The sequence below is a fragment of the Streptomyces sp. NPDC018610 genome (genome assembly GCF_044391765.1).
Lineage (GTDB): Bacteria > Actinomycetota > Actinomycetes > Streptomycetales > Streptomycetaceae > Streptomyces.
This window is the reverse complement of sequence record NZ_JBISAL010000002.1, coordinates 685673-700021: the sequence shown is the minus strand read 5'-3', so window position 1 is coordinate 700021 and position 14349 is coordinate 685673. Positions and strand designations below refer to the sequence as shown.

Below are 14349 nucleotides of genomic sequence, written 5' to 3'. Positions count from 1 at the left end.
ACAGGCGCACACCGCGTGTGTGTGAGCCCTGTACGCGCCCCCGTCCGTGCGGCGAAGATGCGCCGTGCCGACGGGCGGGTGGCCGAGAGCCGCCCGTCCGACTCCCCCAGGAAGGCAGGGTGGCCGAGGTGTTGGTACGCATGCCCAGGACCGTGTCGCGAGCACGGGAACACCTGACCGAAGGGGCGGTGCCGATAGGCGGCGCGACGCTCGTCTGGGCCACCTGGCTGCGCGACGGGTTCCCCGAACAGGCCATGTCACTGCGGGAGTTGCCGGAGGCCAACGGCACAGGGCCACAGGAGCTGGGCGGCGCGGTGACCCTGGACCGCGTCGACGACCGGGTCCCGTACGCGCTGCGCGCGGCGGCCGGCTCGGTCGGCACCGGCGCGGTGCGCCGCGCGGCGACGGTCGGCGGCAACCTCGCGGGCAGCGCGCTGCGCTGCCTGCTCCCGGCGGCCCTGGTGCTGGAGGCCCGCGCGACCGTGCTGGCGTCCCACGGCGTCTACGAGACCGATCTCGCCGAGGTGACGGCCAAGCGCCCGGTCCTGCTCGGCCTGCGCTGGTCCGCGCCGGTCGCCAGCGCCTACCGCAAGCTGCCCGGCGACGCCGGCGGCGCTCCGCCCCTCGTGGTCGCCACGGCCCTGCACGCCGGCCCCGGCGGGCAGTACCGCCTGCGCGCCGCCGTCCGGGACGGCTACGAGGTCCTCGGCGCGAGCGCGACGTACGACTCCGACGCCGACCGGCCCCTGGACGAGCTGCGCGGCACGCCCCTGGCGGACGTCGCCGGCGCCTGGGACCTCGTCACCGAACAGGTCGCCGAGCTCCTGGCCGCGGTGCCCGGCCGCTGAGCGGCCGACGTCTCCGTGTCCGGCCGCAGTCCCCGCATCCGGCGGGGCGGCCCGCGAAGGGCCCGGCCGTCACCAGCCCGGCCGGGCCCGCCGCCCGAACAGCAGCCCCCGCGGTTCCGGCGGCGGCGGGGTGCCCGGACGCAGCGGCAGGGCGAGCAGCATGCCCACGACGAAGCCGACGACGTGGGCCGTGTACGCCACCGTGCCCGCGTCGGAGACGGCGTCGCCCGCCGAGTAGAACGCCTGGAGCACGAACCAGAAGCCCAGCACGATCCAGGCGGGCAGCCGGAGCGGCAGGAAGATCAGGAACGGCACGAGGACCCACACCCGGGCCCTCGGATACAGCACCAGATACGCCCCGAGGACCCCGGCGATCGCCCCCGACGCGCCGATCAGCGGCCGGCCGGAGCCGGCGTCGAGCAGCGCGAAGCCGTACCCGGCGGCGTACCCGCACACCACGTAGAAGAGGACGAAGCGGATGTGGCCCATCCGGTCCTCGATGTTGTTGCCGAAGATGAACAGGAACAGCATGTTGCCCAGCAGATGCAGCCAGCTGCCGTGCAGGAACATCGCCGTCAGGACCGACAGCGCGGGCGATTTGTCGTACGTCGGCGGGCCCAGCACACAGCCCGGCCCGTGCACGCCCACACCGGTCGCGCCCGTCGGCACCAGCGCCGGCAGCCGACCGTGGATCAGCTCGCGGGGCACGAGGGCCCAGTGCTCCGTGAACGCGTGCAGATGACACAGCTGCGCGAGCGTGCTCTCGCCGGTCGCGGAACCGGCCATGCCGGGCGTCAGCAGGAACACCACGAAGTTCGCGGCGATCAGGGCGTACGTCACCCAGGGGGTGCGCCGCGTCGGGTTCAGATCATGGACGGGGATGACCACAGGGAAGTACTGCCCCCGATGCGCGCCGCGAATCGGGGGGCCGGCCCGTGAACACGGCCGCGGGTTCGTCCGTATGTTCCCCCGACCGCCCGCGGCGCGGCGACAGGCCCGCGGGGACGACGCGACGAGGCGAGGATCAGGCGATGAGCGAGCGAGTGGTACCCGCGGTGCACGCCCTGCCCGACGGCGAGGCCGAGCTGTCCCTGGTGGTGAGGCTGCCCTGGGAGGACGTCGCCCGGCTCGGCCAGGAGGCCGGGCGGCTGGCCGCCCGGATGCAGCGGCCGGTGACGCTGGACGAGGCCGCCGGCCACCGGCTGCGCTCGACCCCGCTCGGGGCGCACGCCAAACCGGCCGGCGCACAGCCGCCGGCGGTCACCGCCTCGTCCTCCGGCACGGCGTCCGTGCCGGCCGCGTCGGTCTCCTCCCTCCCGACCCGGCCGCCGGCCGAACCGGCCCGCCGGCCGATGGACCGCATGGGCGGCACGGCCTGACCGATCGGCGGCCTGACCGGGCGGCGCGGCCTGACCGGTCGGTCCATCAGCGCCCTGATCGAGCGGTGCCCTGATCGAGCGGGCCGGCCCGGCCGGTCAGCCCGCCGCCCCGACCCACGGCTCGCGGATCTTCGCGGCGGCCTTCCGCGCGGCCACCAGCACCGGGTCCCACACCGGGGAGAACGGCGGGGCGTAGCCCAGGTCGAGGGCCGTCATCTGCTCCACCGTCAGGCCGGCGGTGAGCGCGACCGCGGCGACGTCCACCCGCTTCGCCGCGCCCTCCCGGCCCACGATCTGGACGCCCAGGAGCCGGCCGGTGCGGCGTTCGGCGAGCATCTTGACCGTCATCGGGGAGGCGCCCGGGTAGTAGCCCGCGCGGCTCGTCGACTCGATCACCACCGTCTCGAACCGGAGACCGACCCGGCGGGCGTCCTTCTCGCGCAGGCCGGTGCGCGCGATCTCCAGGTCGCACACCTTGCTCACCGCGGTGCCGACCACACCGGGGAAGGTGGCGTAGCCGCCCCCGACGTTGGTGCCGATGACCTGTCCGTGCTTGTTGGCGTGGGTGCCGAGCGGGACGTGGCGCTGCTGGCCGGAGACCAGGTCGAGGACCTCCACGCAGTCGCCGCCGGCCCAGATGTTCTCGTGGCCCCGCACCCGCATCGCGCGGTCGGTGAGCAGGCCGCCGTGCGCCCCGAGCGGGAGCCCGGCGGCCCGCGCGAGCGCCGTCTCCGGGCGCACGCCGATGCCCAGCACGACCACGTCCGCCGGGTACTCGGCGTTCTCGGTGGCCACCGCCCGGACGCGGCCCTCCTCTCCGGTGAGCACCTTGGTCACCTCCGCCTCGCCGGCCATGGTGATGCCGAGGCCCTCCATCGCCTCGCGCACCGTGCGGCCCATGTCGGGGTCGAGCGTGGACATCGGCTCCGTGCCCCGGTTGACGACCGTCACCTCGTACCCGCGCCGGATCAGCGCCTCGGCCATCTCCACGCCGATGTAACCCGCGCCGACGACCACCGCCCGGCGGCCACGCGTGCGTGCCAGGCTCTCCAGCAGCGCCTGGCCGTCGTCGAGGGTCTGCACGCCGTGCACGCCGGGCGCGTCGACGCCGGGCATGTCGGGCCGGATCGGCCGCGCCCCGGTCGCGATCACCAGTTTGTCGTACGACGTCCAGGACTCGGCCCCGGAATCGACGTCCCGCGCGCGCACCCGGCCCGCGGCCACGTCGATCTCCGTGACCTCGGTGCGCATCCGCAGATCGATGCCCCGCGCGCGGTGCTCCTCGGGGGTGCGGGCGATCAAACGGTCCCGTTCGCCGACGTCGCCACCCACCCAGTAGGGGATGCCGCACGCCGAGAACGAGCTGAAGTGACCGCGTTCGAACGCCACGATCTCCAGCTCGTCGGGCCCGCGCAGCCGGCGCGCCTGCGACGCCGCGGACATCCCGGCGGCGTCGCCGCCGATCACGACCAGTCGTTCCGTTGCCTCCGTCATGCGAACACGCTAAGCCCGCCCCGCACTTCACCCCCGCCCACCTCGGCTCGCGGCCCGGCCGCGGCCCAGCGCGGCGGTGCGGTCCGGGCCCGGCGGTGCGGACCGTGCCCGGCGGTGCGGTCAGCCCCCGGCCGTTCAGCCCGTGCCCGGCGGTGCGGTCCGCCCCCGACCGTTGGTCCCGTGCCCGGCAGTGCGGCCCCGTCGCGGTCTACGTGCCGTCCGGCCGCCCGGTCCGCTGGTCGTCCGGCCTCCCGTGCTGCCGGGTGTCCGGCCGGGTGGCCGGTGGTGTCGTCGGTGCCGGGACCGGCGCCTGGTGGGCGCCGGGGAGCGGCCCCACCGCGGTCGCCACGGGCGTCGCCGGCGCGACGGCGCGGCGAGGCAGCCGACGCCGTACGACCCGCCACACCACCACGACGACCGCCACCGCCGCGGCGAAGGGCAGCACCGCGCCGAGGGCCAGCGCGAGCCAGCGCACCACGGTGACGAACACGTGCCACCCGCCCGCCACCGCGTCCCCGAACCCGGGTCCGTCGTCCGAGGCGGCGGCCTTGTGGACGGGCGCCCCGGACAGCGACAGGGTGATGGTGGCCAGGCTCGTACGGTCCTTCAGGGACGCCTGCTGGGCGAGCAGCGACTCCAGATCGGCCTGGCGGCGGCTCAGCTCGCCCTCCAGTTCCACCACGTCGCCGATCTTCTCGGCCTTGTCCATCAGGGCCCGCACCCGCGCCACGCTCGCCCGCTGCGACGTGATCCGGCTGTCCACGTCGACGACCTGGTCGGTGACGTCCTCGGCCTTCGCCGTGCGCGAGACCAGCTTGCCCGCACCCTGCAGACCGCTGAGCACATCGTCGTACCGGTCCGCGGGCACGCGCAGCACCACGCGGGTCCGCTCGCGCCCGTCCGCGTCGCGGGTCGTGGTCTCGTCGCCGACGTAGCCGCCCGCGCTCTCCACGGCCGCGCGGGCCCCGTCCAGGGCCTTGGCGACGTCCTTCACCTCCACGGTCAGCGAGGCGGTGCGGACGATGTGGACGGTGGCGAGACTCGGCGCACCGGTGGCCTTCGCGCCACCGGCGGGGCCCCTGCCCCCGGTGGAGCCCCTGTCCGCGGCGGAATCGCCCTCGGCGGCGCCCTGGTGTCCGCGCTGAGCGGCGCTGCCGGCCGCGGCCTTGTCCGAGGAGCCGCCGCCGTCCCCGGCGCCGCACCCGGTGAGCGCGAGTGCCGCGGCGAGCAGCAGCCCGGCCAGGGCGGAGGCGGGCGGGACGGAACGTCGTACGTGCATGTGGATGTACCCCCCGAGGGTCGTCGTGACCACTGACGCCTCTTCGACGCCCGGACCCGTCGGAACGTTGGCGCACCACGGTCCCGAAGAGGTCACGGTCGGGACTCGCGACGGACACCGCGCGGGACGCGCGCGGACATGTTCCGTGGCGCGCGCCGGGACCCCGGTGATCCTGGTCGGGACCACCGGGGCCCCGACCAGGGCCCCGGGCCCGGCGGCCGTGACAGCGGGGTCTGAGAGAGTGGGGGTCATGAGCGCAACGGGTACGGACAGCACGGGACACGTCGTCGTCATCGGAGCCGGTATCGCGGGTCTGGCCGCCGCGCACCGCCTGCTGGGACGCGGGGCGCGGGTGACCGTGCTGGAGGCCGCTGACCGGGTCGGCGGCAAGCTGCTGCCCGGCGAGATCGCGGGCGTGCGCGTCGACCTGGGCGCCGAGTCCATGCTGGCCCGCCGTCCCGAGGCCGTCGCCCTCGCGCGCGAGGTGGGCCTCGCGGACGCGCTCCAGCCGCCGGCCACCGCCTCCGCCGCGATCTGGACCCGGGGTGCCCTGCGCCCCATGCCCAAGGGGCACGTCATGGGCGTCCCCGGCACCGCCGCCGCGCTCGCCGGAGTGCTCTCCGAGGACGGCCTGGCCCGCATCGAGCGCGACGCCGACCTGCCCCGCACCGAGATCGGCGACGACGTGGCGGTCGGCGAGTACGTGGCGGCGCGCCTGGGCCGCGAGGTCGTCGACCGCCTGGTCGAGCCGCTGCTCGGCGGGGTCTACGCGGGCGACGCCTACCGGATCTCGATGCGCTCGGCCGTCCCCCAGCTCTTCGAGGCCGCCCGGCGGCACGACTCGCTGACCGAGGCCGTCCGCGGCATCCAGGCCCGGGCGGCCGGCGCGCAGGCGGCCGGACCGGTCTTCACGGGCGTCGAGGGCGGCGTCGGACGACTGCCCCTCGCGGTCGCGGAGTCGGTACGGGCGCGCGGCGGCCTGATCCTCACCGGCACCCGCGTCACCGAGCTGCGCCGGCAGGGGCCGGCGGGCTGGCGGATCACCGCCGGGGACCGCCTGCTGCACGCCGACGCGGTCGTCCTCGCCACGCCCGCGCCCGTCGCCGCCGCGCTGCTGAGCGCCGAGTCGCCGAAGGCCGCGGCGGAACTGCGGGCCGTCGAGTACGCCTCCATGGCCCTGATCACCCTCGCCTACCGCCGCGCCGACGCCGACGCCGCCCTGCCCGACGGCAGCGGCTTCCTCGTGCCGCCCGTCGACGGACGGACCATCAAGGCGTCGACCTTCGCCTCCCGCAAGTGGGGCTGGATCGCGGACGAGGACCCGGACGTGGTGGTGCTGCGCACCTCCGTCGGACGGCACGGCGAGACGGAGATCCTCCAGCGCGAGAACACGGAGCTGGTCGACGTCTCCCGGCACGACCTGCGCGAGGCCGTCGGCCTGGCCGCCGAGCCGCTGGAGACCCGGGTCACCCGCTGGACCGACGGACTGCCCCAGTACCCCGTGGGCCACCACGCGCGGGTGGCCCGCGTCCGCGGGCACGTGGCCGAGCTGCCGGGCCTCGCGGTGTGCGGAGCGGCGTACGACGGCGTCGGCATCCCCGCGTGCGTCGCGAGCGCCCACGCGGCCGTGGACCAGCTCGGCGGCGACCCGGCCGCTGTGCAGGAACTCACCGCCCACCCGGTGCAGAGTCTGCACGGCGGGGCGGGAGAATAGCCCCATGAGTGACGACGCCTCCACCACCGAGTCCGGCCGTATCCCGAACAAGGGCAAGCTGGCAAAGGACCTCAACGAGGTCATCCGCTACACGCTGTGGTCCGTCTTCAAGCTGAAGGACGTGCTGCCCGAGGACCGTTCGGGCCACGCCGACGAGGTCCAGGAGCTGTTCGACCAGCTCGCCGCCAAGGACGTGACCGTCCGCGGCACCTACGACCTCTCCGGTCTGCGCGCCGACGCCGACATCATGATCTGGTGGCACGCCGAGATCAGCGACAAGCTGCAGGAGGCGTACAACCTGTTCCGCCGCACCCGGCTCGGCCGCGCGCTGGAGCCGGTGTGGTCGAACATGGCGCTGCACCGCCCCGCCGAGTTCAACCGCTCGCACATCCCGGCGTTCCTCGCCGACGAGACGCCCCGCGACTACGTGAGCGTCTACCCGTTCGTGCGCTCCTACGACTGGTACCTGCTGCCCGACGAGGACCGCCGCCGGATGCTCGCCGACCACGGCAAGATGGCCCGCGGCTACCCGGACGTCCGCGCCAACACCGTCGCGTCCTTCTCCCTCGGCGACTACGAGTGGATCCTCGCCTTCGAGGCCGACGAGCTGCACCGCATCGTCGACCTCATGCGCCACCTGCGCGGCTCGGAGGCCCGCCGCCACGTTCGCGAGGAGATCCCGTTCTTCACCGGACGCCGCAAGGACGTCGCGGACCTGGTCGCCGGCCTGGCCTGACCGGCTCGACCGGCCCCGGCCGCCCGGCCGTCGCGCGCGGCCCCGCCGGGCCGCCGCGGGCCGGGGCCGCGCGCTTCGCCTCCGGTCCCCGGCCCGGCGGCCCGGACCGAGGGCGTTCAGGGCGTGTTCACTTTCCGTCCCGCGGCCGGTCGGCCCCGGCCTTCAGGGCGCTGCGCAGCTCCCGCTTGCGGGTCTCCTGGAAGGTGGGCCGGTCCGGTCGCGGCTCCGGGTGCGGGCCGCAGGCCGCCTCCCGGCCCGGGACCCGGCCCTCCAGCAGATAGGCGTCCAGGTACGTGTTGACGCACGGGTTGGGTCCGTAGGCGATGCCGTGCGCGCCCGCGTCGCGCTCGGTCACCAGCGCCGAACCGGCCAGCCGCCGGTGCAGTTCCAGGGCGCCGCCGTAGGGTGTCGCGGCGTCCCGCTCGGCGGCCAGGACGAGGGTCGGCGGCAGTTCGCCCGGCCCGGTCCGCACGTCCAGGGGCCGCTGCCGGGGCGCCGGCCAGTAGGCGCACGGCAGATTCGTCCACACGTTGCCCCACGTCTCGAACGGCGCCATTCGCGCGAGCCGCGTGTTGTCCCGGTCCCACACCGCGAAGTCCGTCGGCCAGGGAGCGTCGTTGCACTCCACCGCCGTGTACACCGCGGCGCCGTTCTCCGCGTCCGCAGCTCCCTCCCTCACCGGTGCGGCCATCTTGACCAGCGGCTTCGCGTCGCCTTTCAGAAAGGCCGACAGGGCCTCGGCGCCGCCCGGCCAGAAGTCGTCGTAGTACCCGGTGTTCAGGAACGCGGCGTGCAGCTGCCCCGGCCCCACGACGCCGCCCGCGGGCTTCGCGGCCAGCCGCTCGCGGGCCTTCTCGTAGGACGCCTGCACCGCGTCGGCGGTCCGGCCGAGCCCGTAGGCGCCGTCGTGCCGGGCCGCCCACTCCTTGAAGTCCGTCCAGCGGCCCTCGAAAGCGGCCGACTGCCCCATGTTGTTCCGGTACCAGACCCGGTCGGGGTCGGGGTCCACCGCCGAGTCGAAGACCATCCGCCGTACGTGCGAGGGGAACAGCGTCGCGTACAGCGCGCCGAAGTAGGTGCCGTAGGAGGCGCCCATGAACGTCAGCCGGCGCTCGCCCAGCGCCGCCCGCAGCACGTCCAGGTCACGGGCGTTGTCGAGGGAGGTGTAGTGGCGCAGGGCCGTCCCGGCGCGCCGGGCGCAGCCGCGGGCGTACGCCTTGGCCTCGGCGACGCGCTGCTTCTTGTACGCGTCCGAGGGGTGCGCGGGCGCGGAGGTCGGCGCCTTGAGGAAGTCCTTCGGATCCTCGCAGGACAGGCGCCCCGATCGGCCGACCCCGCGCGGGGCGTAGCCGACCAGGTCGTAGGCGGCGGCGACCCGCTTCCACTCGGGCAGCAGGCCGATCAGCGGGAAGGCCGTGCCGTCGGCGCCCGGGCCGCCCGGGTTGAACACCAGGGCCCCCTGCCGGGGCACGGCGCGCCTGCCGTCGCGCGGATCCTTGCGGGTGGCCCGGACCCGGCTCACGGCGAGCCGGATCCGCTCGCCGTCGGGACGGGCGTAGTCGAGGGGCACCGACACGGTGCCGCACTCGATAGCGCCCGGCAGGTTCTCGGCACCCGGGCACGCGCCGAAGTCGACGCCGGCCGCCCGGGCGCGCGCCGCGGCCACCACGGTGCCGCGCAGCTCGGCCGCCCCGCCGGGCACCGCCCGCGTGCCGCCGGGGACGCCCCCCGGAACGCCCCCGGCCGGGACGGCGACGAGTGCGGTCAGGACCAAGGAACCGGCGGCCGTGCAGACGGCGGCTGCTCTCATCGCGTATCCCCTTCGGCGCGCGGCGGCTTCGCTGCACGGCGGCGACCGTTCGGCGCACGGCGGCAACAAAGGGGATGTTTCGTGGGCCCGTCGGGGAAGGCAAGCACCAGGCACCTGTGTCGGCGCCAGTGCGCCCTACGCGCCCCGTGCGGGCGCGCGCTCCGGCCCGCAGCGCCTTCGCGCCCCCTCGGCGGACGCGCCCCTCACGACGGCGGTGACGTCCGCTCCCGGCGCGGCCGGAAGTGCCGGAAGCACAGGGGGCGAGGCGCCGGAAGCACAGGAAGCGAGGTGCCGGAAGCACAGGGCGCGCCGGTCACTCCCGCCAGGGCTGGTCGCGGTGGGTGAGGGCCGCGCGCAGCTCCGGTTCGCCGATCGCGCGGATGCCCCGTACGGCCACGGACGCCAGATACGAACGCTCGTCCGCCACGCCGTCCCGGGCGCCGTCCGCGCTCCGGGCCACCGTGCCCAGCAGCCGCTGCCCGGCCGGGGACGCCCAGCGGGAGTAGGGGTGGATCTCGACGCGGGCTATGGCCAGGCAGCTGAGGGCGAGGGCGAGGGGCAGCGCGAACCAGAGGGAGACCAGGGAGCGCGGCATCCCGGTCGGGCCGGGCATGAGCAGCGCGGTCGCGCCCAGGGCGAGGACGGTCAGTGCGGCGGCCCGCACCTGGCGGACCGCGGCGGCGACGTCGGCCGCCGATCCCTCCGGCACGGCCAGACCCGCGCTGACCAGGCGGTCACCGAGGCCGCGCACCGGGTCGCCGGCGGCGATGGCGGCCCGTGCCGGCGCTATCCGGGACTGCCCCTGAGGGCCGATCGCCCCGATGACCGACCGCTCCAGCTCGTCCCGGGCGCGCGGATCGACGACCGTGGCCCAGCCGGTGTGCGCGAGCAGCAGCCGGCGCTGGCGCGCCATGGAGAGGAGGGCGACGTCGGCGACCCGGGCCGGCCCGCCGGACAGGAACGCGGCCTCGTACAGCGTCAGGTCGCGCGCGCGTCCCGCGGTCGCCTCGGCGGACTCCCAGGCGGCCGCGCGCACGGCGGCCAGGCACAGCCGTGTGCACGCCACGCCGGCGACCGCCCAGGCCGGCAGCAGGAGAAGGACCCAGAACATGACAGATTTCTATGCCGACGGCCTGGGAAACTCCATGCCCTGTTCACATTCCGGACCAGCTGTGGCCGGTATGTGACTTTCCGTTTGTTTCGCCAGGTCAGGAAGTAGGCACCGGTGACTGCGGAGGCGGGCTGGAGGCGGCCGGCGGCAGCGGGTACGTCGGCGACGCCGGTGCTCCGGACGGCGTGACGGGCACCACCTCGCCGGCGCCGACCGGGCTCGGGACGGCGGTCGCCGCGGGCGGGACGGTGTCCGTGGGGTCGGCCGTCGCGGCCAGGTCGCGGGCGAGCGCGGCGTAGTCGACGTACCCGGTGGCCTCCAGGGCCTTGATGTCGTCCAGCACCGTCGTGCCGGCGTCGTCGGCGAGGGCGCGCACCAGCGAGTTCTGCGTGCTCGCGCGCACCTGGGCGACGAGTTCGAGGAGCCGGCCGCGCGCGAGCCGCAGGACGTTGGCGAACACGCGGTCGTACTCCTCGCCCCGGGCCTCGTCGAGGGTGGCGAGCCACTGCCTCTGCTGTGCGGTGGGCTCGTTGGGCAGCGGCAGCCCGAGCCGCGCGGCCACGTCGCGCACCCGCGCGTCGCAGAAGGTGTGCCCGTCCACGAGACGGCGGCCGGCCGTCCGCACCGCGTCGGTGGTCCCCCTCTCCTCGGCCTCCTGTCCGGCGGAGGCCTCCCACAGCCCGGCGAGCCGGATCTGGGTGACGAGGTCGCGGTCCGGCTCGGACAACGGCCCGTACCGCGTCGCCACGGTCCGGGCGCTCAGCGGCTCGGCCGGGGCCGCGGGCCGGTCGGCGTACGACCAGAGCGGGACGAGCAGGGCCACGACGGTGCCGGCCAGCACCGTGACGATGATCCCGGTGCCGCTGAGGACGCCTCTGCCCTTGACGGGGGGTCGCGGTCGCATGGGTGCCTCCTGTCGCGGCACCGCACGTCAGTGCGCTTCGGGGTGAGTGAAGGGGTTGGCATATTACTTCGGGCGCGCGGCGGGCTCGGAGTCCGCCGGGTGTTGCGTCGGGCACACCGGGCGGTGCCGTGCGGCTGTGGCCACCGGTGGGGCGGTACGCGGTGTCAGCGCCGTGCGGCCACGGTCTCGCGGGCGGTACGCCGGTGTCAGCGCCGCAGCAGGACGCGCCGCGCCGCCCTGGCCGCCCGGACCGCCGGCCGGCGGGACCTCGGCGCGGGGCCGGACCGCTCCAGCCACCACTCGCGCAGCGCGCGCCGGGCACGCGCGACCTCGGGCCGCCCGGTCGGCAGCAGGGACGCCACGAACTCCATCGCGTCCCGCCGGTAGCCGCCGCCCATCGGATGCCCCTGCGCGTAGGCCAGGAAGGCGGCCCGGTATCCCGGGCCCAGGATCACCGGCAGTTCCGGCGCCACCTTGGCCACGACGTCCGCCCGCTTCGACGCCAGCGCCCGCGCCTGCACCCCCAGACGCACCCGGTCGAACCCCTCCGGCGCGGGTGTCCCCGCCACCAGCGCCGACAGCAGCGCGGTCTGCGCCAGTGCGAGCCGCTGCCGCGCGGGCTGGATCCCGGCGGCGACCCCTTCCCCGATCCCCGCCTCCTCCGGAGGGCGGGGCGTGTCCGTGGGGGACGTGTCCGTGTGGAGCCTGTCTGTGCGGGGCGTGAGGTCCGAGCGGGGTACGGCGGTCGGACGCGGCGCCGGTGTCGTGAGGGCCACCGAGGCCGTACGCGCCACCGGTGTCGCACGGCCCGTCTCCACCGCCTTGCCGATGGCGCGCAGCTCCCGCTCCAGCTCGGCCGGTTCGGGGAAGTTCTCGTCGCGCTCCAGCAGCACCCCGGGCGGTGTGACGCGGGAGGCGAGGTCGGTCAGGACGGCGAGGACCGGCTCCGGCACCGGGTGGGCGTGGCTGTCGTGCCACACGCCGTCCCGTTCGAAACCGCCCGCCACGTGGACGTACGCGATGGCTTCGAGGGGGAGGTCGGCCAGCGCCCCGGCCGGGTCCTCGCCCTGGTTGACGTGGTTCGTGTGGAGGTTGGCCACGTCGATGAGCAGCCGGACGCCGGTGCGGTCGGCCAGTTCGTACAGGAACTGCCCCTCGGTCATCTCCTCGCCCGGCCACGACAGCAGCGCAGCGATGTTCTCCACGGCCAGCGGCACGGGCAGCGCTTCCTGAGCGACGCGGACGTTCTCGCACAGCACGTCGAGGGCGTCCCGGGTGCGCGGCACGGGCAGCAGGTGCCCCGCCTCCAGTTGTGGCGAGGCGGTCAGCGCACCGCCCGCCCGCACGAACGCGATGTGCTCCGTCACCAGCGGCGAGCCCAGCGCCCGCGCCCGCTCGGCCAGCGCGGTCAGCCGGCCCTCGTCGGGCCGTTCCGCTCCGCCGAGGCCGAGCGAGACGCCGTGCGGCACGACGGTCACCCCGCGCGCCCGCAGCCGCAGCAGCGACTCCGGCGGATGGTCGGGGCACACGTTCTCGGACACGACCTCGACCCAGTCGACACCCGGCATCCGCTCCACGGCGTCCGCGATCTCCGGCCGCCAGCCGATCCCCGTCCCCAGCCGCTCCATCGTCCCTCGTCCCCCCTTCGTCCCCCGCCGCGCCCCCGGTGCCGGGCGTCGTCCCGCGCGAACGGCGCGCCCGGCCGCGCGTGAGGGGGGTATGGCCCCGGCGGGGGCCCGCGAACCCCGCGGCCCGCCCCTTCAGAGCAACATTTGAGGTTCTACGCGCTGTCGCTGTCGCTGTCGCTGTCGCCGTGCGCCGCCGCCGTGCGCCGCCGCCGGGCCGGGGTCCGCTAGCGCAGTGCCGGGTGGTCGGCGACCACCGTGCACGATCCCGGGGCGATCTCCGTGAAGCCCGCGTCGCGGACCAGCGGCAGGCCGCTCGCGACGAGGTCGCGCCACTGGCCGGGGGCGGCGGTGCGGACCGCGAGGGGGAGACCGGCCTCGCGCCAGGCGGCCCGCTGGTCCCCGGTCAGCTCCCACCAGGCCAGCTGGGCGCCGTGACCCGCCTGGGCCATGGCCTTGCCGGCGGACATCTCCAGACCGGGGTTGAGCCACAGCACGGGGACGCCCGGCTCGGGGTCGGCGGGCGGTTCCGGGTCGTCGAGGTCGGTACCGGAGACCTGGAGCTTCGCGAGGTCCTTGGGCCAGCCGTCCAGCGGGACGGGCGGGAAGACCCGTACCTCGGCGCCCTTCCCGGTGACCGTGACGCCGTCCAGCGCCTCGGCGCGCCGCCACTCCGCGCCGCGCGCCCGGCGCACCACCTTGCGGATCCGGGCGTCCTGCCAGTCGCGCACCGCACGCGCCCACTCGCCCTCGCCGGCGGACCGCTCGTCGTCGAGCAGCACCAGCACCGCGCGGGCCGCCGTCTCCAGTGCGTCGGTACGGGCCGGGGGAGCGGCCCGCTCGATCCGTACGACCAGCGGCAGCACGTACTGGGGCGCCTGGTCGCGCGCGCTCGGCTCGAGCCGGACGGGGCTGTTCTCGGGGGCGATGGCGGTGGTCTCGTCGGTGCTCACGCCCTCCAGTCTGCCAGCCGGGTGATCGGCGCCCACGGCCGTCCCGGGCGGCGGGCGGCCCGTACGACGACCACGTGCGGTGCGTACGTGCCCGACGACAGCTGCGGCCGCGTGGCCCGTACACGTCCGCACGACGGCCGTGTACGGGCCGCACGGCCGCACGGTGCGTCCGCGCGGTCAGGCCGTGAGACCGGACCGGCCGTGAGACCGGACCGGCCGTGAGACCTGACCGGCCGTGGGACCCGGAACGGCCGGCTCAGCCGGAGCAGGCGGTGCGCTGCGCCTCCTGCCACTCGCAGACGGGGCAGAGCGTGATCCCCTTGTACGACTGCGGGTATTCCGTGGGCTCGCGGCACAGCACGCACTCCGCGTACGGCGGCCCGTCGGCCCTGGGCGGCCTGGCCGTGTCGATCAGGCAGTAGTCGCCGTCGCCGTCGCCGTCCCGGCCGTCCGCGGCGCGGTCCTTGTCGTCCTCGCTCATGACTCCAGCGTAGGA

The 14349-nt window shown here is 75.8% G+C and carries 13 protein-coding genes; 4 read left to right on the top strand and 9 right to left on the bottom strand.

What is annotated here, in order from left to right; genetic code table 11:
- Positions 1-128 precede the first annotated feature (128 nt).
- Positions 129-848, top strand: coding sequence for an FAD binding domain-containing protein (locus ACH5A8_RS08400; protein WP_398999804.1), 720 nt, complete (start codon positions 129-131; stop codon positions 846-848).
- A 69-nt stretch (positions 849-917) separates the two neighbouring features.
- Here ACH5A8_RS08400 and ACH5A8_RS08395 read toward each other — a convergent pair whose 3' ends face one another.
- Positions 918-1736: a rhomboid family intramembrane serine protease gene (locus tag ACH5A8_RS08395; RefSeq protein ID WP_398999314.1), complete on the bottom strand. Its 819-nt coding sequence runs from the start codon at positions 1734-1736 to the stop codon at positions 918-920.
- Between the two features lie 143 nt (positions 1737-1879).
- On the opposite strand from ACH5A8_RS08395, the gene ACH5A8_RS08390 reads away from it, so the two are divergent.
- Complete coding sequence (locus ACH5A8_RS08390; protein WP_398999312.1) at positions 1880-2227, top strand: hypothetical protein; 348 nt, start codon at positions 1880-1882, stop codon at positions 2225-2227.
- Positions 2228-2323: 96 nt separating this feature from the next.
- On the opposite strand, the gene ACH5A8_RS08385 is transcribed toward ACH5A8_RS08390, so the two are convergent.
- Both ACH5A8_RS08385 and ACH5A8_RS08380 read right to left on the bottom strand, forming a co-directional pair.
- Complete coding sequence (locus ACH5A8_RS08385) at positions 2324-3721, bottom strand: FAD-dependent oxidoreductase (protein WP_398999310.1); 1398 nt, start codon at positions 3719-3721, stop codon at positions 2324-2326.
- A gap of 208 nt (positions 3722-3929) precedes the next feature.
- The gene (locus ACH5A8_RS08380; RefSeq protein ID WP_398999308.1) at positions 3930-5000 is read right to left on the bottom strand and encodes a DUF4349 domain-containing protein; all 1071 of its coding nucleotides are present in this window, start codon (positions 4998-5000) and stop codon (positions 3930-3932) included.
- A gap of 145 nt (positions 5001-5145) precedes the next feature.
- Here ACH5A8_RS08380 and hemG point away from each other — a divergent pair, with 145 nt between their 5' ends.
- Both hemG and hemQ read left to right on the top strand, forming a co-directional pair.
- Positions 5146-6714: a protoporphyrinogen oxidase gene (hemG, locus tag ACH5A8_RS08375; RefSeq protein ID WP_398999306.1), complete on the top strand. Its 1569-nt coding sequence runs from the start codon at positions 5146-5148 to the stop codon at positions 6712-6714.
- 4 nt (positions 6715-6718) lie between these two features.
- Positions 6719-7450 carry a hydrogen peroxide-dependent heme synthase gene (gene hemQ / locus ACH5A8_RS08370; RefSeq protein WP_398999304.1) on the top strand — a complete coding sequence of 244 codons (732 nt, stop codon included), beginning with the start codon at positions 6719-6721 and terminating at the stop codon, positions 7448-7450.
- 127 nt (positions 7451-7577) lie between these two features.
- Here hemQ and ACH5A8_RS08365 read toward each other — a convergent pair whose 3' ends face one another.
- The 6 genes from ACH5A8_RS08365 to ACH5A8_RS08340 all read right to left on the bottom strand — a co-directional run bounded on the left by ACH5A8_RS08365 (position 7578) and on the right by ACH5A8_RS08340 (position 14334).
- Complete coding sequence (locus ACH5A8_RS08365; protein WP_398999302.1) at positions 7578-9260, bottom strand: alpha/beta hydrolase; 1683 nt, start codon at positions 9258-9260, stop codon at positions 7578-7580.
- 313 nt (positions 9261-9573) lie between these two features.
- Entirely contained in the window at positions 9574-10371 is a 798-nt protein-coding gene (locus tag ACH5A8_RS08360) for a TIGR04222 domain-containing membrane protein (RefSeq protein WP_398999300.1), read from the bottom strand.
- Positions 10372-10468: 97 nt separating this feature from the next.
- Positions 10469-11275: a DUF4142 domain-containing protein gene (locus tag ACH5A8_RS08355; protein ID WP_398999298.1), complete on the bottom strand. Its 807-nt coding sequence runs from the start codon at positions 11273-11275 to the stop codon at positions 10469-10471.
- A gap of 206 nt (positions 11276-11481) precedes the next feature.
- The gene (locus tag ACH5A8_RS08350) at positions 11482-12903 is read right to left on the bottom strand and encodes a DUF692 domain-containing protein (RefSeq protein WP_398999296.1); all 1422 of its coding nucleotides are present in this window, start codon (positions 12901-12903) and stop codon (positions 11482-11484) included.
- Positions 12904-13127: 224 nt separating this feature from the next.
- Positions 13128-13853 (bottom strand): peptidyl-tRNA hydrolase, encoded by a 726-nt coding sequence (locus ACH5A8_RS08345; protein ID WP_398999294.1) that lies wholly within the window; start codon positions 13851-13853, stop codon positions 13128-13130.
- Between the two features lie 256 nt (positions 13854-14109).
- Positions 14110-14334, bottom strand: a complete 225-nt coding sequence (locus ACH5A8_RS08340; protein WP_398999292.1) for a hypothetical protein — start codon at positions 14332-14334, stop codon at positions 14110-14112.
- Positions 14335-14349 lie beyond the last annotated feature (15 nt).